We start from the raw sequence: 26,144 nt of genomic DNA on the forward strand, positions 1-26,144 counted from the left end.
ATGGCTGATACCAAATTAGGGGGCGTCTATTACGAAGTTGATATTGATCTGGAGAAGGCCCTTGAAGCAAATCAGCAACTCAAGCGAGAGCTGAAGGCACTAAGTGACAATGCCAAGAACTCCGCAGGTGGAATCAAAACGCTTGAGACACAGGCCAAAACCACTGCCACAGCGGTCAACCAAGCCACTAAAGCAGGAGGCGCTTTCCGCAGCCAGTTCCAGCAAGCCGGTTATCAGATTCAGGATTTCATCGTACAGGTTCAGGGCGGACAATCTGCACTGGTCGCTTTCAGTCAGCAAGGTTCTCAATTGGCGGGAGCATTTGGCCCAGGTGGTGCCATTGTGGGCGCGGTGATTGCTTTGGGTACAGTAATCGCAGGCACGTTAATTACCGCTTTAAACGGCGGTAAAAACGCAATGGATGCTCTCCGAGAAGCAGCAGACGCAATGGATAAGGTGATCACCATTTCACAAAATGGGGTAGCCGCGCTGTCAGATAAGTATGCAAATCTTGCCAGGGTAAACGCAGAAGTTGCCACGCTGATGAGAAATCAGGTGCTGCTGGAATACAACCAGGCAATGACGAAGGTTTCAAAGACTATATCTGATACCACCAGCGAGTTTTTCTCCTTTGGCGATACAGCTAAAGCCGCACTGTCTGGCGGCACAGTCAGTGTTAAGTTGCTTAGCACTATCCTTGACGCCGCTGAAGTCAAAACCAATAACTTCACCGATGCGTTCAATGAGATAAGCAAAAGCAGCATTGCGAACGAAGCGACTATCTCAACATTTACAAACACCGTTGGGGCATTATCTTCCCGGCTGGGTATTACTGATCAAGCTGCTTTTGAACTGGCAAAACAGCTGAATGACCTAAGTAAAAACCCTTCTCCACAGGCATTAACTACCTTAGCTATTCGCCTGCAAAATATGACCTCATCTAGCAAGGAGGGACAGGAACAAATCACCAGTCTGTCTAAGACGTTAGTAGGATTAGCTGTAGAAGCTACCAACGCTAAATTAAACATGGATAGCCTCAAGCGCACCACTGACAACCTAACTGACGGGCAGAAAAACCTGTTAAAGCAGGCAGAACGAAACCTCTCGCTGTCAAAACTTCAGGGAGAAGCTCGCGCCCGACTCGCAGCCCAATATGCTGCTGAAGATGCAGGATTTGCTAAAGACGACCCTCACGCCAAAAAGACGGAAGATGATGCGGCCGCCACTTATAAAAATTTAGAAGCGACGAAGCAGCTTAACTCTGAGCAGAAGAAATCAGCCGGCCAGGCATCCCGTAATGCTCAGGTACTGGAACAGTATCGGCAAAAGGCCGAGCTTTCTGCTGATTCGGTTGATGGACTATCCCGTGCTCAGGCAGTTCTTCAGGCACGTCAGAAACTGGTAAACCCTACACCAGCTCAAATAGCGCAGGTAGAGAAGGATGCTGGCGCAGCGTGGGATAAAGCCGCCGCAATACGCGCTCAGGCAGCGGCTATGAAGCTAATCCCGGAGCAGGCAGAGAACACTCGATACAAACAAGATGTTGCCGATCTCAAAACCGCCCTGGAACAAAAGACCATCACACAGAAGCAGCACGACACGGCTGCCGAGCAGATGGAGCAACAGCACCAGGTAAATTTAGCCCGAATAAGGGCCACGCAGAACGTCGGAGTTACCCCACTGCAGGAAGCACAAGGCGCTATCGATCCTGTTCAGGCAATGGCTAATGAGAACGCCAAAAAGCTCGCATTAATACAGGAGTTCGAAACCGCTAAGGGGCAAATCACCCTCAATGGTCTGGCATTGATGAATGCTGCTAACACGCAGTATGAGCAACAGCGCATCGCTGCTCAGTGGGAGATATACCGCAACCAGAGCGCCGCTAACAGCCTGCTGGCTGACGCGGTTGATTCTCTTCAAGGTGGCGCGACAAATGCCATTACCGGCCTTCTGAATGGCACTCAGAGCCTTAGTGAAGCATTCGCCAACATCGGAAGCACGATCCTCAACAGCGTTGTGAGTGGGCTGGTGGAGATGGGCCTACAGTATGTGAAAAACATGGTTATGGGGCAGGTGGCGGCATCAGCGGCACTTGGAGCAACAGCAACTCAGGCTACTGCCGCTGCGGGCATGTGGGGACCAGCAGCTGTGAGCGCCTCTATCGCCACTATGGGTACAGCCTCAACTGTTGGCACAACGGCCTACTCAACCGCATTGATGGCTTCCAAAGGGCTGGCAGTAGCTGGAGCCCGTGAGCATGGCGGGCCTGTTCTGGCTAACTCAATGTACCGGGTAGGTGAAGGCGGTAAGCCCGAAATCTTCAAGGCGTCTAACGGCAGCCAGTACATGATCCCGGGTGATAACGGCTCTGTTATCAGCAATAAGGATATTGGCAACGCTAATGGTAGTGGTGGTGTGAGCCTGGAAGTCAATTTCAACATCACTACCACTAACGGTATTGATGAAGCCACACAGAAGCAAATGGCCCAGCAAATGGAAATAGTTGCCCTGAAAGTCGCGCGGGAGCAAAGCACGCGTGATGGGGGCTTTCTTCAAAAGCGGATTAGGAAGTAATTGAACGGTCGCAGGGACGCGATCATGTTGAGTTTGGTCAAGGTGAAACGGGTATGAGAAATAGCGAAAGGTGGCAGACAGATGCCTGACAGCACGAAAGAACAGGCCAGCCGTGATAAAGGCGGCAAATGGAAGAAAGGCGCATCGGGTAATCCCGGTGGGCGCAGCAGCAAAGCAGCTGAACTGAGGCGTGTGCTGGAAGGTGGCGCTGATGATGCTGTGAAAACCATCATGGACGCGGCTAAAGAAGGCGATATGGCTGCTTGTCGCCTCATCCTGGACAGAGTTGTCCCGCCGAGTAAGCCGGTTTATCAGCCTGTTTCGTTTGAGCTGGACGACAGCGATTTACCTGCAGCAGCCCGTTCGGTAATTAAGGCGATAGCCGCGGGAGAACTGCCGGCCGACCAAGGGAAAATGATTCTGGATGGCCTGGCGAACATGGCGAAGATTATCGAAATTACAGAACTGGCTGAGCGTGTAGCTGAGCTGGAGAAAGCACAGGAGAGCGGACAATGAGCCTGTTAAGACGAATTGAAGCACTGGAAGCCACCAGCAGCGCCCAGACCAACAGCGGCGGCCCTGATGAAATATGGTTAATCGGTGTTAGCCCTGACGGTTCACGCGAGTGTAGGGGCGGCTGGGTCAAGGATGAAGGGCTTTTCCGCAACGCCACAGCTGAAGAAGCACAGCGACATAATCAGCTTATCCTGCAGTGGGATCATCATGGGTAGCCTGCTGGCGCGACTGAACCGGCTGGAAAAGACCATGACGCCCAAGGATGGCGATACACAGGTGATTTCAGCCCTGATGGATGAGTTAGCAGGCAATGCCCCTGCAGGAGTGTATGAGAGGGCCATAGAGCGCCTGTCACTGCGCGGGCATAACTTCCCGCAGTCACCAGAACTGAGAGTGTTGCTAATGGGCGGTAACGATGAACATTAAAGCTCGCCTGGCTGCGCTGGAGAAGGTAGCTAGAGATAAAGGCAGCAAATCCATTGACGGGCCACAGCCACCCGTCAGAGCGGACTATGTGCGCGAGGATGGCACCTTTGATCATGTTGGTTACAGAGCGGCGACTGACCAATGGAGCATCGAGGTATTTGGCAAGCCGTTGGCGCTGGTGGCCGAAGAGATCGCAGAAGCTGAGGATTTCTAACTGACATGACACCATTGAAAGAGATTGGCGAATGCCTGGTAATTGACGGCGATGATGAATACTTTTTCCGTCCGTCCCTGATAGCCATGTCGAGTATTGGTGAGCCCGGCGAGATTGTTTCAACGTTCCATGCGCTACACAGCAACGAGGCAACGACATTACTGCGCCGAGCCTATGATGCTTATGGAGCCATTCCCCACTGGGTGACCGAGTACGCTAAGCGGCCTGAGTTCACCAAGCCAGCAATATATGCCGCTATGGATGTGTTAACCGCCTGCTGTAATCGTGACGCTTCACCGCTGGTGGGTGTGCTGGTGCCGAGCAAAACCAAAAAGCGAACCTTCCTGCATCGTCGCGGAAAGATGCCAGCCACAGACATGATTATCTTTGCGCAGTCCCTGATGATACACGGCATTATCGGCAAGGCTAAAGTGCGCCGGCTTCAGCGCCATGAGGACGGGCAGACCACCAGCGAATTCAACGCATTCGAGTACATCAGCGCCGCTCGTAATCACTTTGGTATGAGCAGAGATGAAGCGGAACAGCTTACCATGACCGAGTTCACCATGCTGCTGGCGGCCAAGTATCCTGATCAGAAGGGCTTTACGCGGGAAGAGTACGAGCAGGTAGCTGATGATTATTTCGAGCGAAAGGCACGGAAGCTGGCCAAGGCTGCGTAAGAAGTCAGTTGCTCTCGGGATGCCATGAAAAATACAAACGCAACAAGATGACCACTCCACCCAAAAGGTAGCGCCATCGGTGTTGATGGCGCATATATATTACGCTGGCTTACCGTTGAAAGCCTTATTGCCAGCAATCGCAGCTTTGGCTTTAGCTTTTGGCAGAGGCTTACTAGCAATTACAGGAACGCGATTAAGGATGAAGCGAACATCATCAGCATTCAGGGGAATCCCATTGTCTTGAAAAGTCCCGGCAATAGCGTTTGCCCCCATTCCTTCGCCATCCATTTCAACAATACGATTAACATTGCCATGGAAAAAGATACTTTCTTTAACTTTCATAGGTAGCACCTCGTTGAGAGTGTCATGGGAGTAAGAGCGCCTTACTCATACTAAATAAAAATGCGCTAAAGTGTACGAGTGTTTAAAATCCACACGATTAATTAATTTCTTTATAAGTGAATATCAATGAGTTACGAGGTTAATTACTAGTTTTTGGATAGTTAGTGCGCTGACACTGGTAGCCACATTCAGCATAAAGAGTGCCTGAACATTCACTGTAAACTGATGAGTACACAACCCTTGAACGATAGACGATCGAGATGGCACCATAGCAGATTACCATTCAGACTATGAGCTCTTGTGTTCGTAGTTATATGCTGTATATTTAAACAGTATTAACTGTTTAAACGATCAGTAACCAAATCTCTGCAAAAGATATTACATTAGGATTTTTCATATTAAACCGGATGTCTATCTATGCTATCGGAAAAGGCAGTTATTACTTTTTATAATATCAATAAAGCTGGTTATTACGCACAAGGTAGTAAGCAACCAGCTTTTGGCGGTGTGTTGGAGACGCTGAGTGATTTGCAACGCTGGGCGAAGCCTAAAAAGTTAAAGCAGACAAAAACTTACGAGGCTAATGAAGAACGATATCCTTGCTATCTTGTGGATGCGAAAAAGAACGGTGATGACTGGGCTCTTCTGATGTGGAATGAAATTCCTTCTAATGGTCAACAGGTGCCTTCAATAAGTGAAACAGCTCAATTCGGAGCTGATCCTGAAGTTATTCTGAACCCTTTACAGCAGGGCAGCATTCCCGGCTACGCCACTTATTTCTGGTTGCTTCCAGACAAGAACCTTTTGGCAACGGTACGACTTCATAACAAACTAACTTCGCAGGCTTCCCTGCAGTATTACCTTCAGTGTTTTCTTAAACAGTCCTCTCAGCATGTTGTGTCTAAACCCTTCACGAATGAAGACGGAAGCGTTGAAGTCCAGATAACAGGATACAAAAGCGACCCTTCAGATCCTGATGAAGAGAAAAAGCACTACAACCCCAGATTTAGTTCCAGCTTGGTTAGGAATGGAGGAAAGCATGAGGTCATACGACAGAATGCCGAGAAAATTAAGAAAATTGAGAGGGTTGTTGAGCTTGACTTAGCTAAACCAGAGCAGCTTGGCTTATGGCAAAAAATGCTTCAGGTTGTCCATTTAGATGCCCCTCAAGGTGCAGGGATCAGTACTAAAGTCAGATATACAGTAGCACCAGACATCACGCTCAAAGATGTCAACGCAATGATTGACGACTGGGAAGCTGACCCAAGCGAGGTTAACGATTACGGCTTCTATTTCGAAGGTGAAACCAATAAGCCATACTGGTTAAGTAAATCGCTTGCCCGTATGGATTTTGAGCTAGAGCTTGAGCGAGAAAACGTAGAATTTGTACAGCTGGAATCTCTGCTGAACGATTTAGTGAAGAAGAAAAATACTATCTTAAAAGGTGCCGGATTGTTATGAATTTAAAAGCGGTCATAGGATTAACATGTATAGCAATTGTGCTTCTTGCGGGATACCTAGGAAGAAACGTTGCCTTTGTACTCCAATGGCCGCTATTTGAAGCACTTAGGACGACAGCATCAATTATTTTTGCTGTGGTAGGCGCTTGGTTTGCAATCATCTACCCTGAAAGGTTAAAAAAATCTTTTCGGGGAGGTACAGCTGAAAATAGTGGACCAGGCATACATAGACTATTCACTCCGATTGTTCACTCAACTGCGATCCTAGCCACAGTTCTAGTTACAGGCGTTGTGGCACCTTTGCTCAAACAATTTGATTGGGTATTGTCGCACCGAGAAATATTCCGAGGGCTATCCTATGGACTGCTGGTTTTTTTGACTTTATGGCAGCTTTTAACGGTTTTGTTTAGCTTAATCGGTCCAGACATGGTTAAACGTCATGTCTCGAAACAAGATCGGGCAGATGAGGCTGCAAATTCCGTATTGCCGGCCAAGAAGGAATAAAAATTATTGGTTCGTAATTTTGAGGCAAAACCTGCTTTTTTTCTTCCAAGCGCTATAAATATCCTTATCCTATGCCTTACCTGTCTTAGTCTGTAAACCAGCCTCATTAAGCCGTTCAGCGATGATGCGATCATTGTCAAAGCCTTGTGCGATTGTCTCTTTCACCACACTGATCACCGCCTGTTCATCGTATGGCAAAGTTGCGCTGACAGTGTGGCAGTAGTACTAATTTTTTCCTTTAAAGAGATCGTATTCATCCCATGCTGCAAAGCCTATTGGTCTCTTGGGCTCCTCAGGATTTAAACGCTTTTTCTTTATCAACAAAACATTAATCTGGCTGACGTGCTGTACTAGTTCAACAGGGCTACCATCTTCAAGTTGGCCTATGAAAGAAATAAGAGAGGGGTTCCAGTAGCCGATATCTGTAAAGTGGAATTCAATACTTCTGCCAAAGCTAGCTAATTGGCCGCCTACCTCGTGCTCGTTATCGAGGTCACGGTGAAAGTCGTTTATCCAGCATATCAATCGACGGTGAAACTCATCTGCAAGATTGTGATTTTTAGGTGGGTGAATTACTGGGAGCCTGTTCATGTTGTCCATTATGGCTTGCATGTTTTCTAGGCCGGCGCTAGACAAGCCAAAAAGATTTTTATCAGTCATCGCTCATCCTTATCAGAGTATAGAAGGGAACTCATTAATACAAAGAGATGTCCTGCCGCGAGCACCCTATTGATTTGAACGCCACGCTAGCGGCTATCGGGCTGGTTACAGTGAAAAGACCGCACCGATTATCGCATACAGAACCCCATAAAACCTAATTTACAGGAGCGGATTGCACAACCAAAAGCTGAATGTAATGATCGCTAGTAGATTGACGCCACCAGCAGCATTTAGCATAAAAAAGGCCTGACGTTTACTGTAAACAGGCGGGTTAGAAATGATTGACCGACGTACTATTGAGATGACGCTGCTACAGATTGCCCACCAGAATGGAGAGCCGTTGGACAGGCACACGCTTTACACAATCCGAAACGGAGTAGCACAGGCCCTACAGGCGAAAGAGCGCCACCGTCAAAGGATGGCAGCGTCAGAGTTCAAATGGCAGAAACCGGCTGGAAGAAGAAATATTAAGCGTCAGGGTGCAGATGATTATTGAGCGTCTTAATTAGAAGGACAGCTGTGTTCCCCAAGGAACCAATATCTGAAATCTGGTGTGCTTGGAAGGTTGTTAACTTGCCGATATTCATGGTTAGGGAAACATCAATACCATCGAGAACCAGCATAGACGTGGCATGGCTCTGTGAAGCTAAAGCTAGGGACAACTTCTCTATTTTGCTTGAATCCGCATCGCTAATGGTAACCGTTAAAGATTCAGGCTCAGAACCAATGCGCCTTACGTAGGTATATGAAAGGGCATTTCCTGTAATTGAATAGTATTCCTGTTGATTGAATGGCGCCGAGGTTAGATCAAGCCTAAGCCATTCATTCTGCTTTGATAATGGATAGTTCCTGCGGTTTTTCTCGGCTTCCTTTTTGTCTAATCTGTAAAAGTTATAGCCAGCCAGAGTTAAGGCACAAATAAGCGATATTCCCCCTCCGCTTCCTACGCCGCCATGGTGTGAGCAAGCTCCCTGTATACCAATTGAAGGTGACTGCCAGCCATCTGAACACCCACCACCCAATAAAGCTTTCATTCCAAAAAACACAGTAACAAACACAATACCTGGAACTAGCCAAAAGCGTTTTTTCATTTTTCATCCATGCAACATCAATAAGCCTACCCGTTCAGGTTACTAATTTCTGAGCATGGCCGCATCGACTTTAGCTTTATGGTCTGCCTGACGTTTCCATGCGCTATATATATCTTTAGTCCACGCCTTACCAGCTTTCGTCTGATAGCCTGCATCGTTAAGTCGTTCTGCGATGATGCGACCATTGTCAAAGCCCTGATTGATAGTCTCTGCAATGATGCGGATCACCTCCTGTTCATCGTATGGCAAACCCGGCACACCCTGCTTACCGATGATAAGAGCAGCCGCGGCCACTTCCATACGTTCCACCAGCGACATTAAGCGAGCGTTAGGATTAGTCTCTGGCAGGCTCATCTTCTGCCGAATAGCATCGACCAGCCATGCTGTTTTATCACCACCAGCAGCGCTAACAGCATCAGTAAAAGCTTCGCTTAGTTCGGCTGGTACACGGAAAGTAACGGAAAGGGATTTGCTCATAGGTCACCAGCATCAGGGGAGAAGTGAGCATTTTAGCATCGTAAGACAGTGTAAGACATGAAAAATTGTTGGTTCATACTGTCCCGTTGTTGGTTCAATTGGGGGCTGTGTTGGTTCACTTTTTCCAAAATAAACCTTACAAAACAAGAATCTTTACAAATTGAACCAACTGAACCAACTGAACTACATGTTTTTGCATATATATAACGCAAGCGCGGCCTAAGGCTCATCATGCGCTTTCCTATTTGATGATCCAGATCTTTCAGTATCTATAAGACATATCAAAACATCTGGATCAGCTATCTAGGTCAGCGTCAAAGTAGAAGTGTGACGCAGTCATTAATCGCTGTTTAAAAAATGGGCTGACTTTGAGGTCATAAAAACATTTGGGGGTACTTTTGGGGGTATGTGGAATTATATAATGCATAAAAAACATTATATAACATATACATATGTTTTATTATTCAATCCTGCAGGGCGCCATATGTTAGCCCACCTAAGTATTTTAAAGTCCAGTCAACTCTTCAACTTCAAATACTTACCTTCCTTTTGTAGCCCGTTAACGTACACCGTCATATTTCAAAACCCACGCTGTTTTGTTGGTACCTGTGTTGGTATTTTAAGTTCGAAAATGCAGATACCATCAGAAGATGGGTTTTAGTATGGCGCTCACTGAGTTAACAATAAGAAATACAAAGCCTTCTGATAAACCTGTCAAATTGACAGACGGTAATGGTATGCATCATTCCCGGAAAGCGACAACCTATGAAGGGGGTAAAATATTCTGCAAGAGGGGCAAAGATGAAAACCCCACATCTGGCTCCACTAAGCACTCAAGCTAAAGCGCTCCTGGAAGAGCTTCACTCGATCAGTAGTGATAAAGAACTTATGTTCAATAGTTTTACCAGGGACGACAAACTTGTCAGTGCAAACACCCTCAACAAAGCACTCAGGACGATGGGCTACGATACGAAAGCAGAAGCCTGCGGGCATGGTGTCAGGACTATAGCGTGTGCCTTAATCGAATCGGGGTTATGGTCGAGAGATGCTGTGGAAAGACAAATCAGCCACCAGGAACGCAACAGTGTCCGAGCTGCATACATACATCAAGCGGAGCATTTGGAAGAACGGAGACTTATGTTGCAATGGTGGGCTGACTACCTCGAAGCATGTAAAAAAGGGGCACTAACACCTTTCTCCTTTTCAAAAGGTTCAGGATTTTGAGACGGATAATTATCCTGTAAACAGGAACTTCTTGAGATTTACATTCTAAATAAATTTCTTATCTATTGATTCACTTTGTCCAAAAGCAAAGCGCAATTGATAAAGAATAGTTGCTTACTTGTTAAGGCACTCTACTTTGATGGGAAAAACGCCATAACCTTTTCGAATAACTGAACGTTAAGGAAAATATTAATTTCAGGATTGCGGTAAAATTGTATGATAGTTACTTATTTAACTGAAAGGGATTGATTTGGAATGAAAGGAATCGATAAAAGACTAATCATCTTCACCACAAAAAAAAGATTCAATGACAGAAATGCCGATGACATGCAAAGTGGCGACATGGATGTTGATACACTGAAAAAGCATTATCATCTTGGACAAGTATCAACTTTCATAGACTGGAATACTTTTGGTCCCTCTTATCAGCATCCCGCTACTAACTCCATCCGGCCAGTTAGTAGAGAAAGAGCCATAGGGATGTTATACGATGAACTGAGATCTCAGGGCTATGTCTTTTCTTTCCGAGGACCATACCAGGGCTTGATCATAGATCTTTTCAATCATATGCAGCGCAGTAATGGAAAAGATTATCAGCATCCGACTATGAACAATGCCTACAGAAATCTCATTTTGAGTGACAACTCTGCCGATAGCACATTATCCATAATTAAAAACACTATCGAGCAATTTGATTTCAACAAGTCCGAATTGACGAAAGAACATTCTTCAGCTGTGTTATCTAAAAGCCATTTACCTAAATACACAAGATGGAAAGATTTCATCAATGGTATGGGGATTACCGTCCATGACATAAACAGCACAGAAATTTCTATCGAAAGCTTGACCTTCCAGGGAAATAAATATACTGCGGTTGTCAAATACAGAGCACAAGACCATTTTGGCTTAGATAAAGAAGATATATTAAAGGCTAAATTCAACTCTATTACTTTCTTTAGAATATGGTTCGTTTTACAGAGGGCTAAGCATTTGACTCAAAAGCCATTTTTCACAAATTTCGAAGCCACTATAACATTGACAGGAGAAAACAATGTTTAACTATAAAAGGATTGGAGTAATTTTAGTTTCTTTAATAATAGCATACTGCATATGGATTATTATAAGACCAGCTAAAATAGTCAGAATTGATAATGGTGCGGTTTTTGTAGAACATTTACCGATGACTACAGAAGGGAAACTAAACTGGTGGTTGAAAAACAGAGAGTTACTTGAGAATAAATATCACATCTTCAATACCCCTAATAACTTCACAGTTACCGTCATGAATTTCGGTGGTTATGAAAAATTACCAACCGGAACCAGAGATGGTTCAATTGATGACTATACTTGCTTTAATGATACTAATGGCGAGCATAAGAAATGTGTTTATAACAGCATAGCGTTAGTCGTTAGGGGTAGCCTAAATGGTAAAGTTTTTATAACAATAGACGGTAAAACTTATCTTCAAACCGGTAATGATAAAGCTATAATTTATAAAAAGTAAGCCATGTAATCCAAGGCACAATTGAAAATAAAAAATACTTTTAGCATTAATGCTTTTTACTCCTTTATCATTTGCCGATTCTAATGTTAAAGGTGCGGAAACAGCCGCGCTGAATTTCAACAAAGGGTATGTTGATTAGCTTATGCAGGATAAATCTCATCTGACTGATTACTCATCCATTTCAAAATATGTAACAAGTGACACGATCAGTACTTTGAAGAAGCTATACTGCGGGGATAGCAATGATGTAGAACGCCAGCGCCACCAGCACAGGATATGACGTATGGCGGTCAGGTGCAGTTACAGGCAGCGGCCAGCAATCCGATTGCCTCCATGACCAGCAACGCTATCAGCAATTCATCCCGGCAGGTTTCACAGCGTACCGGCGTGCGGATCGACAATATCGAGATCCAGACGCAGGCCACTGATGCGAAAGTTATAGCGCAGGAGATTCCCGGAAATCTTAAAGATGCCACATGGTATTTTAATGTTGGCCTGAGAGCGTAAAGCGACCACTATCCCCCTGCCTGGAATCTGCAAAAAAATTACGGGCAGAGGCTGTACAATGTTTACACTCTGACCTTTCACCGCGTATTATTCCCTGTGAGGAACTCCACGGACGATAACACAAGGAATGTGTCACGATGACCGGGCTACAGTTTCCCTGCACCCTATTTAAAACCCAGAAGTGGATGGACGACTACAGCGCCAGTGATATGCGCTGCGGCGATCTGACCGAGGCACAGTTAAAATCATATTACCGCCTGGATTACATTTCTGACCGGGTTGACCCTTATACACTGACCCGGCGTTCTCCAATGGATCGTCCTCAGTCCATGTTCTGCTGTAATCTGCGTCCAGCAGGTGAGAAAATTACCCGCCAGCAGTGTGCCGCTATCCTGTTTGATGAGTTTCGTCAGCTATCCCGCCTGTTTTCGGTATATGGGCCATACCGCCATCTGAACGAAAAGATGATCACTCACATGCAGAACGGCAATAGTACGCCCTTCCGGGATATGGCACTGGACAGGGCATTGAAAGAGCATATTCTTAATGACAGGACAAAAAATAGCACACGTTTGTTATTGAAAGAAGCATTTAATACCTATATCGATTGGGAACGTAAATTCTTTCCAGCAGAGGAGAAAGACAGGCTAAGAAAAGTCATTCTGGATGGCAGATTACCCAAATTTGACAGGTTCCAGGATAATTTCAACGGCATGGGTATTACCGTTCATGATACCTGGGCAACGCATATCACTATAAATTCACTGCACATTGAAAATGATTGATACCGGGCAGTGGTGCATTACAAGGTGCAGGATCACTTCGGCCTCGACAGCGATGATATACTGAAAACAAAATTCAGCCAGTTTCATTTCTTCCGCATCTGGTTTGTACTCCAGCGATACAATCAGTTCGGTTTTAAACCTTTTATGACCAATATGGAAGCAACCGTAGAAATCACAGGGGGGCGAAATGACAGTAATAAATAAAAAAATGCTTTATTCTCTGTTACTGATTGGCTGCGCCCTGTTGGGCGTCTTCCTGTGGCTGTCGTTACGTTCGGTAGAGGTTGTAGCGGTTCATGAGGATGGGGAGTTTAGCTCTGTTCTTGTAAGAAACTTTCCTTTTACTGATCGGGGTAAAATAAGCTGGTGGCTAAAAAATAAGGATATTTTAAAAGTAAAATATAATATTCCAAAACCTGCAGATGACGGGTTTTTCTCCATAGTATTTTGGGATTTTGGTGATGGCTACAAAGAAGAAGGGAAATATGACAGGCGTTGCTTTGAAGATATGAAACCACCTAAAAACTGTATAGAAAAAAACAGAGTTTTCTCAGTTAGTGACAGTAAAAACATGGGCCTTTCTTTTACTACCCATGATGAAATATATCGCATGAGGAAAAACGGGAAGATAGTGAAAGACGAATCCAATTAGTCTTTGCCGCCCTCGCGTAGAGACAGCAATAAAATCATCCCCTGCCCGGCTTGCATCAGCCCTGCATAAGTATCATAAGCTCAGGAGGCTATCTCGACGGAGAGAAAAGCGGCAACGCCTTACCGCCTGCCTTAACCCTCTTTCAGTAAGACGATTGCGTGGATGGCGACCGTAACAGATGAAACCCGAACCAAAGCCCTTTTAGGTATCCTATTGAAAATCCTTCAATGACTGTTGGCCTCGCGGCAATCAATGCCGCAGAACCACCTTTCAGGGTAGAACCTCGCCATCTTAACGCCTGGTTAAAGGAGGGCGCCATAGCCTGTTATATGCTGATGGACGACATACGGGAACTGTGGAACCGTGAAGGGTCGGGGTGCCGTTCGAACAGATGTTCGGTAAAGTTAAAAAGTGTACGCTGAATGCAAATTGTCGAACGGATATGGAAAGGCATTGCGCAGGAGATCCTCGGAAATCTTAAAGATGTCACATGGCATTTTGAGGATGGCCTGAGAGCATAGATTGTCCACTATTCCCCTGTCCGAAAACGGTAAAAAATTACGGGCAGGGACTGTACAAAGTTTACACTTTAACCCCCCAGCGCGTATTATTCCCTGTGAAGACCTCAAAGGACGATAACACAAGGAATGTGTCACGATGGCCGCACTACAGCTTCCCTGTACCATATTCACTACCCAAAATCGTATGGACGACTACGGCGCTAAAGATATGCGCTGCGGCGACTTAACCGAAGCACAGTTAAAATTCCATTACCGCCTGGATTACATTTCTGACCGGGTTGCCCCTTATACACTGACCCGGCGTTCCCCAATGGATCGTCCTCAGTCCATGTTCTGTTGTAATCTGCGTCCAGCAGGTGAAAAAATTACTCGCCAGCAGTGTGCCGCTATCCTGTTTGATGAGTTTCGTCAGCTATCCCGCCTGTTTTCGGTATATGGGCCATACCGCCATCTGATTGAGAAGATGATCACCCATATGCAAAACGGTAATGGCAGACCCTTCAGTGATATCTCGCTGAACCGGGCATTGAGGGAGCATATTTTTAATGATAAAACTGAGAAGAGTACATTATTGAGAATAAAAGAAACTCTTAATGAAAACATAGACTGGAATAATAAATACTATCCAACTGTGAAAAAAGAAAAACTATACGAAGTAATATCTTTTGGTAAGCTACCTAAATTTGACAGATTCCAGGATAACTTTAATGGGATGGGAATCACCGTTCACGATACCTGGGCAACACATATCACTATAAAATCACTACATATTGAAAATGACCGATACCGAGCAATGGTACATTATAAGGTACAGGATCACTTCGGACTTGACGATAATGATATACTGAAAACAAAATTCAGCCAGTTCCATTTCTTCCGCATCTGGTTTGTTCTCCAGCGGTACAATCAGATTGGCTTTAGGCCATTTATGACCAATATGGAAGCCACTGTAGAGATTACAGGAGGTAGTAATGAAAACTAACCTAAAAAAAATTCTGTTGGCTTTTGTTGTTGCCGGCTGTGCGCTGGCGGGCTATCTTTTGTGGTTGACCTCACGCCCGGTTGAAATTGTTGCAGTTCACCACAGAAGTAGTGGCTTCAGCGCTATTTTAGTAAAAAACTTCCCTTTAACCGACAAGGGGAAAATTAGCTGGTGGCTGGAAAATAGCAAAAATATCGAGAAAGAATATCAAATCCCCATACCTGATAAGGATGGCTCTTTTTATCTAACTTTTTGGTTGTTTGGTGATGGATATAAAGAAGAAAAATACGACAGACTATGTTTTGATGATATGAGAACAAAAATGAACTGCATCGATAAAGAACCAGTATTTACTATCAAACGATTTAACTATGAAAGAGAGATGTTTATTACTTATGAAGGGCGTTATAAATTAAAAGATAACGGGGAGATAATGAAAATTCATCGTGAATAGAACCGCTCTCTCTCGCGTAGAGACTACAACAAAATCATTCTTCCTGACCGTCATGTAGTAAAATATTTAGGAGGCTATCCCGACGGAAAGAAAAGCGGTAACGCCTTACCGCCTGCCTCAACTCCTTTAGTAAGACGCTGGTGTGTGAGGCGAACGTAACAGATGAAATCAGAACCAAAGCCTTTCAGGTATCCTTTTGAAACACCCTCAATAGCTGTTGGCCTCGCGGCGATCAATGCTACAGAATCCTCTTTCAGGATCGAGCCTTGCCATCTTGAGGCCTGGTTTAAGAAAGGCACAATAGCCCGCTATCTGCTGTTGGACGACATACGGGAACTGTGGAACCGTGAAGGGTTCGGAGAGCCGTTAGAAAAGGTATCCGGGAAAGTTAAAAACTGTAAGCTGATTGCAAGTTGTCAACTGATATGGAGTGGAGTCGAACAGAAGCAGGCGAGACGCCAGCTTATAGTGTTTTTTGCATTGATACCCGCCGAGGCTCTGTATCAGTAAGATTGCGAAGAATCCCCTACCGCTGCTCGTAACACCGACAAAGGGATAAACTCCGCTGACTTCACGTCTTTTGATTTTCCAATGCCAGAACCGGTACTACCTCACTATGAGGCACAAAAGATTTAGGCAATGATCCACGGCTTCAACCCATCTGAAAGCATAACCGTAAGCCGGGTATGCATTGTCGCCCGCAGCTTTCCCGGCCTTAGCAACCCCCCCGCCCCCACCAAAAGGGTTAGAGGCTCCTGTACCGCCATTTCCACCACCACCATCGCCACCCGAAATATAAAATTCCCCGAACTGAATAAATTCCTTCAGGCGTCGAAAGAGGAAGTAACAGCGCTGTAGGATCCGTTTGCGATGCTGCTCACCGATCCGCTGCAATGGATGACGCAGGCGATACCGTCTTTAGCTTCCTCACCAGCGCAGGCAAAGAAATATCCGAACTGTGGAACGGGCTGGAAAAGCTGATTGATAAGGTGGTGGGTATTGCCCTGAAAGGCTTTGGCGAAATCGGCAAAGCATGGCAGAAGGTGAAAGGCTGGTTCGGCATGGGCGAGGACGAAGTAGCGAAGGCCGAAAGCGAAGCAAAACCTGTTACGCCAGCGCCACCAGCACAGGATATGACGTATGGCGGTCAGGTGCAGTTACAGACAGCGGCCAGCAATCCGATTGCCTCCATGACCAGCAACGCTATCAGCAATTCATCCCGGCAGGTTTCACAGCGTACAGACGTGCTGCAAAAAATTACGGGCAGAGGCTGTACAATGTTTACACTCTGACCTTTCACCGCGTATTATTCCCTGTGAGGAACTCCACGGACGATAACACAAGGAATGTGTCACGATGGCCGCACTACAGCTCCCCTGTACCCTATTCAAAACTCAAAAAAGGATGGACGACTACAGCGCCAGTGATATGCGCTGCGGCGACCTGAGCGAAGCACAGTTAAAATCTCATTACGGGCTGGTGGATGTTTCAACCAGGACCAATCCTTATACCCTGACGAAAATCACCCCGTTTAATCAGCCACAGTCTATGTTTTACGGCTCCCGTGGAGAAGGGGAAAAGATCACCCGGCAGCAATGCACCAATATCCTGTTTGATGAGTTCCGCGATTTATCGCGCCTGTTCTCGATTTATGGCCCATACAAACACCTAATCGAAAAGATGATCACCCATATGCAGTACGGTAATGGCAAACCGTTCACCAGTATGCACCTGGACAGTGCTTTGAAGGATCACATTATCCGAGATAACAATCCAGATAACAGTACTCGCCTGTTATTGAAAGAAGCATTTAGCACAGCGGTTGACTGGGAAAATAAATGCTTACAGATAAGCAAGAAAGATCAATTAAGGATTGCTATATCCCGTGGAAAACTCCCTAAATTTGACCGCTTCCAGGATAATTTCAACGGTATGGGAATCACCGTGCATGATACCTGGGCAACGCACGTCACCATAAAATCGTTACAGGTTGATAATGACAGCTATCGGGCAGTTGTAAATTATAAAGTCCAGGATCACTTTGGCCTTGATGTTGATGATATTTCAAAATTCAAGTTCAACCAGTTCCGCTTTTTCCGCATCTGGTTTGTGCTACAGCGATATAACCAGCTTGGTTTCAAGCCATTTATGACCAATATGGAAGCAACCGTAGAAATCACAGGAGGGCGCAGTGACAGTAAAAAATAAAAAAATCTTGATTCTGTTTTTTCTGGCTGTTTGTGTTTTGCTGAGTTACTGGATTTGGCTGTGTTTACGTCCTGTAGAAATTGTCGCGGTTCATCAGGAAAATAACTATAGCGATGTTTTAGTTAGAAGCTTCCCACCGACAGATAAGGGGAAAATAAGCTGGTGGCTGGAAAATAAAAATATGTTGAAAGAAAAATATGGTATTCCAAAGCCTGACTCAGAGGGTTTATTCACTGTCATTTTTTGGTATTTTGGTGACGGATACAAAGAAGAAGGGAAATATGACAGGCTGTGTTTTGAAGATATGAAACCACCTAAAAACTGTATAGAAAAAAACAGAGTTTTCTCAGTTAGTGACAGTAAAAACATGGGACTTTCTTTTACTACCCATGATGAAATATATCGCATGAGGAAAAACGGGAAGATAGTAAAAGACGAATCCGATTAGTCTTTGCCGCCCTCGCGTAGAGACAGCAATAAAATCATCTCCTGCCCGGCTTGCATCAGCCCTGCATAAGTATCATAAGCTCAGGAGGCTATCTCGACGGAGAGAAAAGCGGCAACGCCTTACCGCCTGCCTTAACCCTCTTTCAGTAAGACGATTGCGTGGATGGCGACCGTAACAGATGCAACCTGAATCAAAGCCCCTTATTTATCCCTTTGAAAATCCGTCAATGACTGTTGGACTTGCGACGCTCAACGCCACGGCACCGCTATTTAAGCTAGAACTTCGCCATCTTAACGCCTGGTTAAAGAAGGGCACCCTAGCCTGTTATATGTTGATGGACGACATACGGGAGCTGTGGAACCGTGAAGGATTCCTCGTGGAGGTCGGGCGCGGTCGGCCTGCGCTGGAAAGTTTTAATCTGCGCCAGCGTGGCTTTCCGTTAGTAACACCAGTTGATCGCGAGCGTGAAGAGCGCGACGAGGATACCGGCCAGGACGCCTGCAGCACTCCATTCATCGGGACTAAGCCGGGTCAGAAGACCGCTGGCAATTGTCCCGGCAGATGCGCCATATGCCAATTTGCTCATATCAATACTCATGTCGCCCCCTCGGTAAGAGAGCTGGCTCAATTAGAAATTGCCTGCTTTCTGAACTGAGCAAGCCCGGTTAGCCTTAATCTTGTCGAGAGAAAAAAGCACCGGCCTGCCTTTGCGTAGTCAACGTTGAAGAATCCGTCTGAGTGCAGTTTTTTTCGTTAAAAATGCGCGACGCGACCAGGGTGAAATCACTGATACCGCCGGAAATAATCAGCATCATGGCGAGAATTACCGGGATATCCGGTTTTTGTTTGTAGAGGATCATTGAGCAAATCGTGACGCTGACAATGCCAAAGCCGCACCACAGGGAATACCCGTCTGTTTATTGTCGTTGTTCCTGGCGTATTACCCCTTCGCTGCTCCCCTTACAAGCCAGCGGGCCGCTCTTTTACGCGCCCCGCTGGCCGTTACGGTAAGCCGAAGGCGAAACGCCATGGATCTGCCTGAAACGGTTGCTGAAATGACTGGGCGAATGGAACCCGCAGCTGAAAGCGATGGTGGTCAGCGAAAGCGAGGCATCCGCCAGCATCTGTTGCGCACGCTGCATGCGACGTCGCATCACGTACTGGTGCGGCGCTTCGCCCATCGAATGGCGAAACATGCGCGCGAAGTGAAACTCGCTTAGCGACGCTTCGTGACTCAGCTGCGCCAGCGTCAGCGGCCGATCGAGATGCGCATCGATAAAGGCCAGCAGGCGACGCAGCACCGCAGGCGCCAGGCCGCCTCGCGCCTGAGGCGCGCGCCAGCGCACGTCGCTGTAGCGCTGCAGCAGATGGGTCAGCAGCAGCGTCGAGGCGCTGCTCAGCATCAGCTGATTGGCGGGCTGCTGCCAGTCGCAGCTGAGCAGAAAGTGGCGATAGAGCTGGGTAATGCGATCGTCGCTGGCGAAGACTTTCTCGTGCAGCTGAAGGTGCGCCGGACTGCGATCCCACGTCTCTTCCGCCAGCTGCCGCAAATGCGCTTCGGAACAGTAAAGATGGACGAACGAGAGATCGGAGCGCAGATCCCAGGTGGACTCGACGCCGGCGGGCATCAGACAGAAACGATCCGGCCCGCCGCCGTTACGCCAGCCGTTCGGGGTTTTATGCCAGGTATCGTAGCCGTCGGCGATATAGAGGCTGAGGGTGTGATGGTTGCTGAGGTTGGTCACCCGATCGCCGCTGTTGAACCAGTGCGCCAGCTGCGTGCCGTCGCTAAGCCTAGCGTGGTGACGCAGCTGGGCTTTATGGCGTTGCAGCATTTCGAAAGTCTGGTAAGTCGGGGCGTTCACGGGCGTTCTCCTGCTAACAGGCCTCCAGTGTATGAAGAGCCGCCTGAAGAGAACAGTCTTATCCGACGCGACCGATAAAAAAGCGCAAGAATTTGCAAGTGCGCCGCAAGTCGTTGCAAGCCGTCCGCCGCTTTCCCGGCGATACTGCGGCCTGAATTCAAGGAGGCGTGCGATGAATCTCTGTTTATATCTTTCCGTGGTGCTGATCTGGGGCACCACCTGGATCGCGATCTATGCCCAGCAGGCGGCCAGCGGCGGCAGCGTCGGTGCGGCGGTGTTCTGGCGGTTTATCGTGGCGTCGCTGGTGATGCTGGCGGCGCTCAAGGCGATGCGGCGTCTGCGTGCGCTGACGCCGCGCGATCATCTCTTTTGCCTGCTGCAGGGCTGCTGCGTATTCGGCTTTAATTTTCTCTGCTTTTATCACGCCGCCGCCTGGATCAACAGCGGGCTGGAGTCGGTGATCTTTTCGATGGCGGTGCTCTATAACGCGCTTAACGGCTGGCTCTTCTTCCGGCAGCGCCCTTCCCTGCGGCTGCTGCCGGCCGCCGCGCTCGGCGCTGGCGGAATGGTGGCCCTTTTCTGGCGCGATCTGCACGGCAGCGAAGCTTCTGCCCAGCTGTTATGGGGTATTGGGCTGAGCGCGCTGGGCACGCTGGGATTTTCGCTGGGCAATATGATCAGCCTGCGTCATCAGCGCCTGCAGCGCGATGTGCTGACGACCAACAGCTATGCGATGCTCTATGGCGCGCTGGCGATGGCGCTGGTGACGCTGCTGCAGGGAGAATCGCTACAACCCGTCTGGAACCGGCAGTGGCTGGGCGCAGTGGCTTATCTGGCCATTTTCGGCTCGGTGATTGGCTTCGGCGCCTACTTCACGCTGGTCGGCCGCATCGGCGCCAGTCAGGCCGCTTATAGCACGCTGCTGTTCCCGCTAGTGGCGTTGGGGCTGTCGACGCTGTATGAAGGTTACCAGTGGCATGCGGAGGGCTTTATGGGATTAACGATGATTCTGGCAGGCAATCTGGCGATGTTTGCGCGCCTGCCGGCATGGCGCAGGCGCGTTCCCGGCTGAGGCAAAGAGCGGGCTTGCGCCCGCCCCGCTGAGCGTCATGCCCGGCGCTGCACAGGGGTAAGCTGGTGAGGGCGGTTAATCGCCTTGCGCGCTATCCAGTAGAGCAGCACGCGCTCATCGTCATTGTCCTGGTCGGCCATGGAGAGCAATTTCAACGCCAGTGTGGATTTGGTCACGGGCTGCTGCTCATCGCTGAGTTCAATCACTGCCTGACCGATGATGCAGCGGACTTCATCCTCACAACTAAGGGATTCATATGCTCGGTCTTTCATATTTCCTCCTGTAAAGTGAGCTTTAAGCCTGGCAAATATTCTGCTTTTTTGCTGGCAAAACCGGCCGGGAGACACATCTGGTTACTTCAGGTAACCAATCATTATCAGGTTGCTGAATTGAACATACTTTAGCGAAGCGGATTCGCTGCCATTCATACCCTGACAGCGGCATTTCATGACGCGTTTCATCCCGCTCATGCCTTTTCTCGTCGCGCGCGCGTAGCCTCGTTTTAATCTGGCGTTAGTGTCCAGATCCCCGGACGGGAGAGAAAAATCATGAATCAGACGTCATCATCCTACCAACGCACCCGCTGGCTTACCCTGGCCGGCACGGTTATCACCCAGTTCGCGCTGGGTTCGGTCTATACCTGGAGCCTGTTTAATGGGCAGCTGGCGTCAAAACTCGACGCGACGGTAAGTCAGGTCGCCTTCTCGTTTGGGTTGCTGAGCCTCGGTCTGGCGGTCGCCTCGTCGCTGGCGGGCAAGCTGCAGGAGCGATTCGGCGTACGACGCGTCGCTATCGGCGCGGGTCTGCTGATGGCGGCCGGCTTCTGGCTGACAGCCCATGCCGACAATCTGATGATGCTTTATCTCAGCGCAGGCGTGATGGTCGGGCTGGCGGACGGCGCGGGTTATCTGATGACCCTGTCGAACTGCGTGAAGTGGTTCCCCGAACGCAAGGGCGTGATCTCCGCCTGCGCCATCGGCGCGTACGGCCTGGGCAGCCTGGGCTTTAAATTTATCTGCGGCGCGCTGCTGGGTGCGGTCGGCCTGGAGCAGACCTTTATTATCTGGGGCCTGGCGGCGATGGGCATGATTATTCTCGGCGCGCTGCTGATGCGCGACGCGCCGGTTCAGCGCGCCACGGGTCAGAGCGCGCAGCAGGCGCGCGACTATACGCTGGCGCAGGCGGTGCGTCTGCCGCAGTACTGGATGCTGGCGCTGATGTTTTTGACCGCCTGCATGAGCGGTCTCTATGTGATTGGCGTGGCGAAAGATATCGGCGAAGGTCTGGTGCACCTCAACGCGCAAACCGCGGCTAATGCGGTAACGGCGATCGCCATCGCCAACCTGAGCGGTCGTCTGGTGCTCGGCGTGCTCTCTGACAAGATGGCGCGTATCCGGGTGATCTCACTGGCGCAGATTATTTCGCTGGCGGGCATGAGTATTCTGCTGTTTACCCGCATGAATGAGACCACCTTTTTTGTTTCGCTCGCCTGCGTCGCCTTCAGCTTCGGCGGCACCATTACCGTCTTCCCGTCGCTGGTCAGCGATTTCTTCGGCCTCAATAACCTGACGAAAAACTACGGGCTGCTCTATCTGGGCTTCGGCATCGGCAGCGTGCTCGGCTCGCTGATCGCCTCACTGTTCGGCGGCTTTACCGTTACCTTCAGCCTGATTATGACGCTGCTGGTGATGTCGCTGCTGCTGTCGCTGATGATTCGCCTGCCTCAGCGCGAGCCCCGCTGACAGAGCAGATGCTGCAGCGGAGCTGAGCAGCAGCGCGGGCGCCATGGCGCCCGCGCCTTTATGGGTTAAGTGATGACCTGCGCGTTATCCTGGAAACAGCGGCTCCGCAATACCCGCTACCTCCACCTCTACCGCCAGAATATCCCCTGACTGCGGATAGCGCGCCAGCTCCTCTTCGGTGCGGTCCTCGCGCGAGCTGGTGATATAGAGCGTTTTCAGGTCAGGGCCGCCAAAGGCGACCATGGTCGGCCAGCGCACCGGCAGCGCAATCTCGTCAACAATTTGCGCGCTGACGGGATCGATACGCACGACGCGCCCGCCGTCGAACTGCGCCGACCAGTAAAAGCCTTCGCTGTCGACCGCCGCGCCGTCCGGCAAGCCGCCTGCGGCGTCGAACTGGCGGAAGATTTCCCGCGCGCCCGGCTCGCCGTCCGCATCGAGCGGATAGCGATAGAGCACTTCATTCGGCGTATCGCTGTGGTACATCCAGCGGCGATCGGGCGAAAAGGCGACGCCGTTGGAGATCTTGATGTCGCGCGCTTTCACCTCCAGCTCCAGCGATGGCGTTACGCGGCACAGCAGCGCGCCATTCTTATCCTGCGGCTCCCACAGGCTGCCGCACCAGAAATTGCCCCAGGGATCGACGCGCCCGTCATTAAAGCGGCTTTTCGCCGCCTCGCCCGGGTTATCGGCAATCTTACGCTGCGGTCTGCCCTGCTCATCCAGCAGCCAGACGCCGCTGCGCAGCGCCGCAATCACTCCGCCCTGCTCGCGCAGGCCGATACAGCCGACCTCTTCCTGCTGCGGAAAGCTTTCCAGCGCGCCGCTGCGCGGATCGAAGCGGTGAATGGCGGGCGCCAGGATATCCACGCACCACAGCACCTGATCGCGCGCCGACCAGGTGGGACACTCGGCCAGCTCCGCCTGCAACGCCAGCACATTTTTTACTTCAGGCTTCATCATCGCTCCTTTTTATTTCGCATCAGCATACTTTAGCCGGTATTCGCTTAAGCGGGTAAAAACGCCGCGCTTGCTTTTCAGAATTGTCTTGCCGATAATCCTTTTTATTCAGCCTGTTCCGATAGGCTTATTTAATGCACCTCTACTGAACCCTGGCGCTGAAATATCCCGTAATATCTCTCTAAATAACTCTACATTCGCTGCATCATCACTCCACTATTCCGGCGTAATGTCGTACCTATCGGAAAAGAGGAGAACTTTCTGTGAAAAAAATCGTTAAAGTTGCCACCGTTTTTGCCGTTATATCTATGCTAAGCGGGTGCATTATCGACAGAGGTCATGGCGGCGGCTGGCATCACGGCGGCGGGCATGGCTGGCATCATCACCGCTAAGGGCAAAGATTTCACACAGCATAAAATAATAAAATAAAAAAGGGCGGGATATTACCCGCCCGTTTTACTATTTAGCTCGATTAGCTTTTCAGCGCGTAGTTACACTGAAACCAGCTGGTTTTCAGCCCAGGAATATGACTCTCCTGCGGCGTCAGCGCTTCCACCTTATCAAAACCTTTCTTGCTGCAATAATCCGCCAGATCCAGCTCCATTGCATCTCGATTTAATTTCTGCGGATCGTAACGGTACTGCACCGTATTTGCGCTCGGATCTTCATCAACGCGTTCAAAGCCCCCGGGTTTGCTGACGCTACATCCGCACAGCAATAACAGCGCCGTCGCGCCGACGATAATTGATTTCATTTTTTCTTTCTTCCTTTCGTTGCTGCGGCAGTTTAAGCCGCAGCGCTGGCGTCGACTATCGGAAAACTGCCCAACTTGATGCTACAAATGCAAGCTTTCACCGATTAAAGTGATATTACCAAACGGTTATCTCTATCACTTAAAGGGTGAGAAGATGCTTTCAGACAAAACAGCGTCTGCACCACACCAGGTTATTCCCAAGAAGACATTCAGATTTACTTTAAGCCCGTGCTAAGCGGGCTTTTTTTCGCCCGTCAGCCAGAGAGAGCGACCATTCTACGCAACAGATTCGCGGCGTGTTTGTCCGGCAATGCGAGGATGGCGCTGTAGAGATCCACGGACATGGCGCACATAGAGGAGCGATCGACAGCGGTATCGGCGGGCATATTGAGCTGCTGCAGTTTGTCGCCCCATTTCTTATAGAGATCCGCTACGATGCGCTGTAAATCGTGCTGCGCCTGCGGCTGATCTACCGGCAAATCGGCGCCGCGGCTCGACAGCAAAAGCTGCTCCATCGCTGCCGCGTCCTGGGCGTTGAGCGTCGGCGACAGCGTTTTGGCCAGATTGACCCCGCCGCTCACCTGCGGATAAAGAAAGCGGAAACAGAGCTGCGGATCGCGCTGGCCCAGCGCCTGCATGACATTGACCGAGGCGCGGATATAGTTGACCACTGCCGCATCCGGCGCGCGCATCACCCGCTGATTTATCAGATCGGCCAGCCAGCCGCGCAGCTCGCCCGCCGCCTGCTGCGGCGCTTCGCCGCGGCGCAGCCTAAGCTGCAGCTCCTGCACCAGCAGCTGCCACAGCGCTGGCTCCTGCGTTGGCAACACGCGATAGCCCGGCATTTTCACCAGATAATCAATCGCCGCCTGCTGCTGCGCCGCGTGCTGCTGCTGCGGCTTCAGCCAGCTGAACCAGAGCAGGTTCGCCAGCAGCAGCGGCAGCAGGAAAAGCAGCATCCCCTGCCAGGCGCGCAGCCGGGTGGTTTTAATCAGAACGACGATGATAAGCGCCAGCAGCACGAAGGCGGCCAGCGTGACGATCCACAGCGAGGTCATGCGAAGTTGCTCAATCCTTACGAACGTCGATTAATACCGGACAGTGGGCGCGCTCGATCACCGCCGCGCTCACCGATCCCTTCAGCAGGCGGTTAAAAGAGGAAAGATGGCGGCGCCCCATAATGATCATCTGCGCGTTAAGCTGCTGCGACTGGGCGACGATGGTATCCGCCGCTTCGCCCGCGACGATCAATCCGCGCGCGTCGACACCGGCGCGCAGCAGCGGCGCCAGCGCGTGACGCACCACCAGCTCGGCGGTGTTCTGCTCATCCTGCGCCATGGCGAAATCTTCCGGATCTTCGCCGGCGGTAATATCGATCGGCTGGTTGCAGGAGGAGTAGGCGGGATCGACGCAGCAGAGCACCACAACCTGCGCCTTGTGCGCCAGCGCTTCCTCTATCGCCGTGGCGATCACCTTCTGGGCGACCGGCGAATTATCAACAGCCATCAGCAGTGTTTTCATC

General features: G+C 49.3%; 32 protein-coding genes and 3 pseudogenes. 24 read left to right on the forward strand and 11 right to left on the reverse strand.

What is annotated here, in order from left to right:
- From HA46_RS05715 to HA46_RS05735, 6 genes are all read left to right on the forward strand, one after another.
- On the forward strand, positions 1 to 2,574 hold the full coding sequence (locus HA46_RS05715) for a tail protein (tape measure) (RefSeq protein ID WP_084882806.1): 2,574 nt from the start codon (positions 1 to 3) through the stop codon (positions 2,572 to 2,574).
- 81 nt (positions 2,575 to 2,655) lie between these two features.
- Positions 2,656 to 3,090, forward strand: coding sequence for a hypothetical protein (locus tag HA46_RS05720; RefSeq protein WP_084882809.1), 435 nt, complete (start codon positions 2,656 to 2,658; stop codon positions 3,088 to 3,090).
- Entirely contained in the window at positions 3,087 to 3,305 is a 219-nt protein-coding gene (locus HA46_RS20720) for a hypothetical protein (protein ID WP_143807591.1), read from the forward strand. The genes HA46_RS05720 and HA46_RS20720 overlap by 4 nt, the downstream gene beginning before the upstream one ends.
- Complete coding sequence (locus HA46_RS05725; RefSeq protein ID WP_143807592.1) at positions 3,298 to 3,516, forward strand: hypothetical protein; 219 nt, start codon at positions 3,298 to 3,300, stop codon at positions 3,514 to 3,516. Before HA46_RS20720 ends, HA46_RS05725 begins: the two co-directional genes overlap by 8 nt.
- Entirely contained in the window at positions 3,506 to 3,730 is a 225-nt protein-coding gene (locus HA46_RS05730; RefSeq protein WP_084882819.1) for a hypothetical protein, read from the forward strand. Before HA46_RS05725 ends, HA46_RS05730 begins: the two co-directional genes overlap by 11 nt.
- Before the next feature lie 5 nt (positions 3,731 to 3,735).
- Positions 3,736 to 4,410, forward strand: coding sequence for a DUF6246 family protein (locus HA46_RS05735; RefSeq protein WP_084882822.1), 675 nt, complete (start codon positions 3,736 to 3,738; stop codon positions 4,408 to 4,410).
- Between the two features lie 99 nt (positions 4,411 to 4,509).
- Here the strand turns inward: HA46_RS05735 and HA46_RS05740 are convergent, their stop codons facing one another.
- On the reverse strand, positions 4,510 to 4,752 hold the full coding sequence (locus HA46_RS05740) for a hypothetical protein (protein WP_084882826.1): 243 nt from the start codon (positions 4,750 to 4,752) through the stop codon (positions 4,510 to 4,512).
- Between the two features lie 417 nt (positions 4,753 to 5,169).
- On the opposite strand from HA46_RS05740, the gene HA46_RS05745 reads away from it, so the two are divergent.
- Both HA46_RS05745 and HA46_RS05750 read left to right on the forward strand, forming a co-directional pair.
- On the forward strand, positions 5,170 to 6,213 hold the full coding sequence (locus HA46_RS05745; RefSeq protein ID WP_084882830.1) for a hypothetical protein: 1,044 nt from the start codon (positions 5,170 to 5,172) through the stop codon (positions 6,211 to 6,213).
- Positions 6,210 to 6,716 (forward strand): hypothetical protein, encoded by a 507-nt coding sequence (locus HA46_RS05750; RefSeq protein ID WP_084882835.1) that lies wholly within the window; start codon positions 6,210 to 6,212, stop codon positions 6,714 to 6,716. The genes HA46_RS05745 and HA46_RS05750 overlap by 4 nt, the downstream gene beginning before the upstream one ends.
- 225 nt (positions 6,717 to 6,941) lie before the next feature.
- Here the strand turns inward: HA46_RS05750 and HA46_RS05755 are convergent, their stop codons facing one another.
- The 3 genes from HA46_RS05755 to HA46_RS05765 all read right to left on the reverse strand — a co-directional run bounded on the left by HA46_RS05755 (position 6,942) and on the right by HA46_RS05765 (position 8,944).
- Positions 6,942 to 7,376, reverse strand: coding sequence for a DUF6173 family protein (locus HA46_RS05755; protein WP_244277508.1), 435 nt, complete (start codon positions 7,374 to 7,376; stop codon positions 6,942 to 6,944).
- 467 nt (positions 7,377 to 7,843) lie between these two features.
- Positions 7,844 to 8,467: a hypothetical protein gene (locus HA46_RS20725; RefSeq protein WP_143807593.1), complete on the reverse strand. Its 624-nt coding sequence runs from the start codon at positions 8,465 to 8,467 to the stop codon at positions 7,844 to 7,846.
- A gap of 42 nt (positions 8,468 to 8,509) precedes the next feature.
- The gene (locus tag HA46_RS05765; protein ID WP_084882845.1) at positions 8,510 to 8,944 is read right to left on the reverse strand and encodes a hypothetical protein; all 435 of its coding nucleotides are present in this window, start codon (positions 8,942 to 8,944) and stop codon (positions 8,510 to 8,512) included.
- 744 nt (positions 8,945 to 9,688) lie between these two features.
- On the opposite strand from HA46_RS05765, the pseudogene HA46_RS05775 reads away from it, so the two are divergent.
- The 13 genes and pseudogenes from HA46_RS05775 to HA46_RS21535 all read left to right on the forward strand — a co-directional run.
- Positions 9,689 to 10,168: pseudogene (locus HA46_RS05775) on the forward strand (tyrosine-type recombinase/integrase); the annotation flags it as partial.
- A gap of 255 nt (positions 10,169 to 10,423) precedes the next feature.
- Positions 10,424 to 11,227: a DUF3289 family protein gene (locus HA46_RS05780; protein ID WP_084882848.1), complete on the forward strand. Its 804-nt coding sequence runs from the start codon at positions 10,424 to 10,426 to the stop codon at positions 11,225 to 11,227.
- Positions 11,220 to 11,672, forward strand: a complete 453-nt coding sequence (locus HA46_RS05785; RefSeq protein ID WP_084882852.1) for a DUF943 family protein — start codon at positions 11,220 to 11,222, stop codon at positions 11,670 to 11,672. Before HA46_RS05780 ends, HA46_RS05785 begins: the two co-directional genes overlap by 8 nt.
- 276 nt (positions 11,673 to 11,948) lie before the next feature.
- Positions 11,949 to 12,179: a hypothetical protein gene (locus tag HA46_RS05790; RefSeq protein WP_084882856.1), complete on the forward strand. Its 231-nt coding sequence runs from the start codon at positions 11,949 to 11,951 to the stop codon at positions 12,177 to 12,179.
- A gap of 137 nt (positions 12,180 to 12,316) precedes the next feature.
- Positions 12,317 to 13,168, forward strand: a pseudogene (locus HA46_RS05795) (YPO3983 family protein).
- On the forward strand, positions 13,152 to 13,616 hold the full coding sequence (locus HA46_RS05800) for a DUF943 family protein (protein WP_084882861.1): 465 nt from the start codon (positions 13,152 to 13,154) through the stop codon (positions 13,614 to 13,616). The pseudogene HA46_RS05795 and the gene HA46_RS05800 overlap by 17 nt, the downstream one beginning before the upstream one ends.
- A 657-nt stretch (positions 13,617 to 14,273) precedes the next feature.
- On the forward strand, positions 14,274 to 15,119 hold the full coding sequence (locus HA46_RS05805; RefSeq protein ID WP_084882864.1) for a YPO3983 family protein: 846 nt from the start codon (positions 14,274 to 14,276) through the stop codon (positions 15,117 to 15,119).
- Positions 15,109 to 15,573 carry a DUF943 family protein gene (locus HA46_RS05810; protein WP_084882867.1) on the forward strand — a complete coding sequence of 155 codons (465 nt, stop codon included), beginning with the start codon at positions 15,109 to 15,111 and terminating at the stop codon, positions 15,571 to 15,573. Before HA46_RS05805 ends, HA46_RS05810 begins: the two co-directional genes overlap by 11 nt.
- A gap of 162 nt (positions 15,574 to 15,735) precedes the next feature.
- Positions 15,736 to 16,083 (forward strand): hypothetical protein, encoded by a 348-nt coding sequence (locus HA46_RS05815; protein ID WP_084882872.1) that lies wholly within the window; start codon positions 15,736 to 15,738, stop codon positions 16,081 to 16,083.
- Positions 16,084 to 16,466: 383 nt separating this feature from the next.
- Positions 16,467 to 16,865 carry a hypothetical protein gene (locus HA46_RS05820; protein WP_084882875.1) on the forward strand — a complete coding sequence of 133 codons (399 nt, stop codon included), beginning with the start codon at positions 16,467 to 16,469 and terminating at the stop codon, positions 16,863 to 16,865.
- Positions 16,866 to 16,929: 64 nt separating this feature from the next.
- Positions 16,930 to 17,781 (forward strand): YPO3983 family protein, encoded by an 852-nt coding sequence (locus tag HA46_RS05825; RefSeq protein ID WP_084882878.1) that lies wholly within the window; start codon positions 16,930 to 16,932, stop codon positions 17,779 to 17,781.
- Positions 17,765 to 18,229 carry a DUF943 family protein gene (locus HA46_RS05830; protein WP_084882881.1) on the forward strand — a complete coding sequence of 155 codons (465 nt, stop codon included), beginning with the start codon at positions 17,765 to 17,767 and terminating at the stop codon, positions 18,227 to 18,229. Before HA46_RS05825 ends, HA46_RS05830 begins: the two co-directional genes overlap by 17 nt.
- A gap of 178 nt (positions 18,230 to 18,407) precedes the next feature.
- On the forward strand, positions 18,408 to 18,884 hold the full coding sequence (locus tag HA46_RS21535; RefSeq protein WP_425298743.1) for a hypothetical protein: 477 nt from the start codon (positions 18,408 to 18,410) through the stop codon (positions 18,882 to 18,884).
- A gap of 133 nt (positions 18,885 to 19,017) precedes the next feature.
- On the opposite strand, the pseudogene HA46_RS21035 reads toward HA46_RS21535, so the two are convergent.
- Both HA46_RS21035 and HA46_RS05845 read right to left on the reverse strand, forming a co-directional pair.
- A pseudogene (locus HA46_RS21035) lies at positions 19,018 to 19,137 on the reverse strand (SMR family transporter); the annotation flags it as partial.
- A 75-nt stretch (positions 19,138 to 19,212) separates the two neighbouring features.
- A complete protein-coding gene (locus tag HA46_RS05845) occupies positions 19,213 to 20,064 on the reverse strand; it encodes a helix-turn-helix domain-containing protein (RefSeq protein ID WP_033791943.1) in 852 nt (283 codons plus the stop codon).
- A gap of 202 nt (positions 20,065 to 20,266) precedes the next feature.
- Here HA46_RS05845 and HA46_RS05850 point away from each other — a divergent pair, with 202 nt between their 5' ends.
- The gene (locus tag HA46_RS05850) at positions 20,267 to 21,166 is read left to right on the forward strand and encodes a DMT family transporter (protein WP_084882886.1); all 900 of its coding nucleotides are present in this window, start codon (positions 20,267 to 20,269) and stop codon (positions 21,164 to 21,166) included.
- Between the two features lie 35 nt (positions 21,167 to 21,201).
- On the opposite strand, the gene HA46_RS05855 is transcribed toward HA46_RS05850, so the two are convergent.
- Entirely contained in the window at positions 21,202 to 21,438 is a 237-nt protein-coding gene (locus HA46_RS05855; protein WP_084882889.1) for a hypothetical protein, read from the reverse strand.
- A gap of 276 nt (positions 21,439 to 21,714) precedes the next feature.
- Here HA46_RS05855 and HA46_RS05860 point away from each other — a divergent pair, with 276 nt between their 5' ends.
- Entirely contained in the window at positions 21,715 to 22,908 is a 1,194-nt protein-coding gene (locus HA46_RS05860; protein ID WP_084882893.1) for an L-lactate MFS transporter, read from the forward strand.
- Positions 22,909 to 22,992: 84 nt separating this feature from the next.
- Here HA46_RS05860 and HA46_RS05865 read toward each other — a convergent pair whose 3' ends face one another.
- Positions 22,993 to 23,868: an SMP-30/gluconolactonase/LRE family protein gene (locus HA46_RS05865; RefSeq protein WP_084882896.1), complete on the reverse strand. Its 876-nt coding sequence runs from the start codon at positions 23,866 to 23,868 to the stop codon at positions 22,993 to 22,995.
- Positions 23,869 to 24,131: 263 nt separating this feature from the next.
- Between HA46_RS05865 and HA46_RS21450 the strand changes: the two genes are divergently transcribed.
- Positions 24,132 to 24,260, forward strand: coding sequence for a hypothetical protein (locus HA46_RS21450; protein WP_255351578.1), 129 nt, complete (start codon positions 24,132 to 24,134; stop codon positions 24,258 to 24,260).
- Between the two features lie 80 nt (positions 24,261 to 24,340).
- Here the strand turns inward: HA46_RS21450 and HA46_RS05870 are convergent, their stop codons facing one another.
- The 3 genes from HA46_RS05870 to HA46_RS05880 all read right to left on the reverse strand — a co-directional run bounded on the left by HA46_RS05870 (position 24,341) and on the right by HA46_RS05880 (position 26,143).
- Positions 24,341 to 24,622: a hypothetical protein gene (locus HA46_RS05870; RefSeq protein WP_033791706.1), complete on the reverse strand. Its 282-nt coding sequence runs from the start codon at positions 24,620 to 24,622 to the stop codon at positions 24,341 to 24,343.
- 254 nt (positions 24,623 to 24,876) lie between these two features.
- A complete protein-coding gene (locus HA46_RS05875; protein ID WP_084882901.1) occupies positions 24,877 to 25,680 on the reverse strand; it encodes a hypothetical protein in 804 nt (267 codons plus the stop codon).
- A gap of 10 nt (positions 25,681 to 25,690) precedes the next feature.
- The gene (locus HA46_RS05880) at positions 25,691 to 26,143 is read right to left on the reverse strand and encodes a universal stress protein (protein ID WP_033791708.1); all 453 of its coding nucleotides are present in this window, start codon (positions 26,141 to 26,143) and stop codon (positions 25,691 to 25,693) included.
- Between the last annotated feature and the right edge of the window lies 1 nt (position 26,144).

It is taken from the genome of Pantoea septica (assembly GCF_002095575.1).
Classification (GTDB): domain Bacteria; phylum Pseudomonadota; class Gammaproteobacteria; order Enterobacterales; family Enterobacteriaceae; genus Pantoea; species Pantoea septica.

What these genes read in the sequence shown, in the direction of transcription:
- HA46_RS21535 (WP_425298743.1), top strand. Translation starts at nt 18,408, where the DNA reads ATGCAACCTGAATCAAAGCCCCTTATTTATCCCTTTGAAAATCCGTCA.
- HA46_RS05810 (WP_084882867.1), top strand. Translation starts at nt 15,109, where the DNA reads ATGAAAACTAACCTAAAAAAAATTCTGTTGGCTTTTGTTGTTGCCGGC.
- HA46_RS05755 (WP_244277508.1), bottom strand. Translation starts at nt 7,376, where the DNA reads ATGACTGATAAAAATCTTTTTGGCTTGTCTAGCGCCGGCCTAGAAAAC.
- HA46_RS05870 (WP_033791706.1), bottom strand. Translation starts at nt 24,622, where the DNA reads ATGAAATCAATTATCGTCGGCGCGACGGCGCTGTTATTGCTGTGCGGA.
- HA46_RS05715 (WP_084882806.1), top strand. Translation starts at nt 1, where the DNA reads ATGGCTGATACCAAATTAGGGGGCGTCTATTACGAAGTTGATATTGAT.
- HA46_RS05735 (WP_084882822.1), top strand. Translation starts at nt 3,736, where the DNA reads ATGACACCATTGAAAGAGATTGGCGAATGCCTGGTAATTGACGGCGAT.
- HA46_RS05740 (WP_084882826.1), bottom strand. Translation starts at nt 4,752, where the DNA reads ATGAAAGTTAAAGAAAGTATCTTTTTCCATGGCAATGTTAATCGTATT.
- HA46_RS05725 (WP_143807592.1), top strand. Translation starts at nt 3,298, where the DNA reads ATGGGTAGCCTGCTGGCGCGACTGAACCGGCTGGAAAAGACCATGACG.
- HA46_RS05880 (WP_033791708.1), bottom strand. Translation starts at nt 26,143, where the DNA reads ATGAAAACACTGCTGATGGCTGTTGATAATTCGCCGGTCGCCCAGAAG.
- HA46_RS05815 (WP_084882872.1), top strand. Translation starts at nt 15,736, where the DNA reads ATGAAATCAGAACCAAAGCCTTTCAGGTATCCTTTTGAAACACCCTCA.
- HA46_RS05780 (WP_084882848.1), top strand. Translation starts at nt 10,424, where the DNA reads ATGAAAGGAATCGATAAAAGACTAATCATCTTCACCACAAAAAAAAGA.
- HA46_RS05875 (WP_084882901.1), bottom strand. Translation starts at nt 25,680, where the DNA reads ATGACCTCGCTGTGGATCGTCACGCTGGCCGCCTTCGTGCTGCTGGCG.
- HA46_RS05720 (WP_084882809.1), top strand. Translation starts at nt 2,656, where the DNA reads ATGCCTGACAGCACGAAAGAACAGGCCAGCCGTGATAAAGGCGGCAAA.
- HA46_RS20720 (WP_143807591.1), top strand. Translation starts at nt 3,087, where the DNA reads ATGAGCCTGTTAAGACGAATTGAAGCACTGGAAGCCACCAGCAGCGCC.
- HA46_RS05825 (WP_084882878.1), top strand. Translation starts at nt 16,930, where the DNA reads ATGGCCGCACTACAGCTCCCCTGTACCCTATTCAAAACTCAAAAAAGG.
- HA46_RS05820 (WP_084882875.1), top strand. Translation starts at nt 16,467, where the DNA reads ATGGATGACGCAGGCGATACCGTCTTTAGCTTCCTCACCAGCGCAGGC.
- HA46_RS05730 (WP_084882819.1), top strand. Translation starts at nt 3,506, where the DNA reads ATGAACATTAAAGCTCGCCTGGCTGCGCTGGAGAAGGTAGCTAGAGAT.
- HA46_RS05765 (WP_084882845.1), bottom strand. Translation starts at nt 8,944, where the DNA reads ATGAGCAAATCCCTTTCCGTTACTTTCCGTGTACCAGCCGAACTAAGC.
- HA46_RS05800 (WP_084882861.1), top strand. Translation starts at nt 13,152, where the DNA reads ATGACAGTAATAAATAAAAAAATGCTTTATTCTCTGTTACTGATTGGC.
- HA46_RS05855 (WP_084882889.1), bottom strand. Translation starts at nt 21,438, where the DNA reads ATGAAAGACCGAGCATATGAATCCCTTAGTTGTGAGGATGAAGTCCGC.
- HA46_RS05790 (WP_084882856.1), top strand. Translation starts at nt 11,949, where the DNA reads ATGACGTATGGCGGTCAGGTGCAGTTACAGGCAGCGGCCAGCAATCCG.
- HA46_RS05785 (WP_084882852.1), top strand. Translation starts at nt 11,220, where the DNA reads ATGTTTAACTATAAAAGGATTGGAGTAATTTTAGTTTCTTTAATAATA.
- HA46_RS20725 (WP_143807593.1), bottom strand. Translation starts at nt 8,467, where the DNA reads ATGAAAAAACGCTTTTGGCTAGTTCCAGGTATTGTGTTTGTTACTGTG.
- HA46_RS05850 (WP_084882886.1), top strand. Translation starts at nt 20,267, where the DNA reads ATGAATCTCTGTTTATATCTTTCCGTGGTGCTGATCTGGGGCACCACC.
- HA46_RS05860 (WP_084882893.1), top strand. Translation starts at nt 21,715, where the DNA reads ATGAATCAGACGTCATCATCCTACCAACGCACCCGCTGGCTTACCCTG.
- HA46_RS05845 (WP_033791943.1), bottom strand. Translation starts at nt 20,064, where the DNA reads ATGCTGCAACGCCATAAAGCCCAGCTGCGTCACCACGCTAGGCTTAGC.
- HA46_RS05745 (WP_084882830.1), top strand. Translation starts at nt 5,170, where the DNA reads ATGCTATCGGAAAAGGCAGTTATTACTTTTTATAATATCAATAAAGCT.
- HA46_RS05750 (WP_084882835.1), top strand. Translation starts at nt 6,210, where the DNA reads ATGAATTTAAAAGCGGTCATAGGATTAACATGTATAGCAATTGTGCTT.
- HA46_RS05865 (WP_084882896.1), bottom strand. Translation starts at nt 23,868, where the DNA reads ATGAAGCCTGAAGTAAAAAATGTGCTGGCGTTGCAGGCGGAGCTGGCC.
- HA46_RS05805 (WP_084882864.1), top strand. Translation starts at nt 14,274, where the DNA reads ATGGCCGCACTACAGCTTCCCTGTACCATATTCACTACCCAAAATCGT.